The 1,596-nt window shown below is 38.0% G+C and carries 2 protein-coding genes and 1 pseudogene; all 3 read left to right on the top strand.

The genetic code is table 11. The features are described from left to right. The coding region (locus tag ACFINY_RS09675; protein WP_375701065.1) for a hypothetical protein at positions 1-444 on the top strand (444 nt) is incomplete at its 5' end. A 684-nt stretch (positions 445-1,128) separates the two neighbouring features. Next, complete coding sequence (locus ACFINY_RS09670) at positions 1,129-1,464, top strand: hypothetical protein (protein WP_375610989.1); 336 nt, start codon at positions 1,129-1,131, stop codon at positions 1,462-1,464. Further along, positions 1,445-1,596: pseudogene (locus ACFINY_RS09665) on the top strand (PBSX family phage terminase large subunit); the annotation flags it as partial. The gene ACFINY_RS09670 and the pseudogene ACFINY_RS09665, both read left to right, overlap by 20 nt.

Here is a 1,596-nt window from a genome sequence, read left to right as displayed (position 1 = left end):
CGTGAAGCCGTTGATAAATTGGCAATAGAAATGCGTGCAAAGCGCTTCGGTTTAACGCTACAGGAGGCAAAAAATCCGCTCTCTGGTACCTATATCGGGCGGCTTTGTTTACAAGGCGTGCTTACACAAGAGCAATATGACGCCGCGCAACAGTACCTACAGATAAGAAACGATTACCTTTGTGCAAAAGGCTTGCCTAATGCGATTTATGACGAAATGCCATCATCTACTGATGACAAAGCAAGAGATAAATGGGTAGCATTTGCAACAGAGCAGTTTATAAACACGCAAGAGGCACTAAAAGAAGCCCAATGCCTCTATAGACAGTATAATCTTCATGCTGCGTTACAGTCCCTCGTTATAGAAGATCAAATGCTACCACACCTTGTGAATTCATTACGCGTTGCTCTTAATGCGCTTCAGAAGTACTTTTCAAAAAAGTAGATGTGAAAGATATATATATCCATATATATATGGTATTGCAATAATAACTAAGGCGGTCATTATTGCAAATAAAAACGCAGAAATCTTTAATCTAAATCGCCAGAGTATGTTAATCGGAAGAGACATTATGGTGATTATTATGAAGCCTATTACAAACCATTCTATTCTATTGTTTTTATTAAAATAACGTCTTAGTATACGAAGATAGTTGTTTGCCTCTATAGAAATTATTCTAAATGGACCTGTAGAGATTTCTTTAGGGATGTCGTTATAAATATAATCCAACATTCCTTCTGAAATACAAGTAATAAAAGAGGACCGTTTTTGTAGATCACGAAAAACGGCAATTTGCCCCTTTGGGCATGGAGATTCCGAAGAAACATGTTTTGTTAATGGTTGACTACTTACATGACTAGTGAATAAGATACTTATTATTCCGAATAAGGAAATTTTCTTTAAATACGATAATAACATTAGATTTTATCTTGTTTTTCATTGTTGCATCTTCGCTTTATACAGATTCTCTTCAAATATATCAATATGTGTTATTTTTGTGTTGACAAAATGTAGCAAATCGTATTTAATGACATTGCTGTACTTAGGCGTATTGTGTCTAGAGAGGGAAATGTACAGTTCAAAATCCCCGCATTTGCGGGGTTTTTTATTATCTGGAGGGCGTATTTTATGACATCACAAAATACAGAACAGATTTCTCAAACAAAGAAAAAATATAAACCCCCTAAGGCAGGAATGGGGCGTGTCAAAGGTGTACCCAATAAGAATACACGCCTTTTGAAAGAGGCTATTCTTAAAGCTGCTGAATTGGCAGGCAATAAGTATGGGAAAGAGGGGCTAATCTCTTATCTCGAAAAGCAGGCAATAAGATGCCCTGCGGCTTATTTAGCGTTGCTTGGGAAGATCTTGCCCTTGCAAGTGACGGGGGAAGATGGGGGCGCGATTAAGATCATAGGGCGTGTAGAAATTGCTCCTTTAACAATGAATGACGACAAGACAGATTAAGATTGTACCAAAACTTATACCGATTTTTACAGGAGACGCTTTGGTACGAGCGGCTTGGGGTGGACGAGGGTCTGGAAAGACAAGATCATTTGCATTGATGGCTGCTTTAAAAGGCTATCAATTTGGTATGCA

The organism is Bartonella sp. AA23NXGY (genome assembly GCF_042197165.1).
Taxonomy (GTDB): Bacteria; Pseudomonadota; Alphaproteobacteria; order Rhizobiales; family Rhizobiaceae; genus Bartonella.
The sequence above is the reverse complement of the archived record's forward strand: the minus strand, read 5'-3'. Positions and strand labels throughout refer to the sequence as shown.

What these genes read in the sequence shown, in the direction of transcription:
- ACFINY_RS09670 (WP_375610989.1), top strand. Translation starts at nt 1,129, where the DNA reads ATGACATCACAAAATACAGAACAGATTTCTCAAACAAAGAAAAAATAT.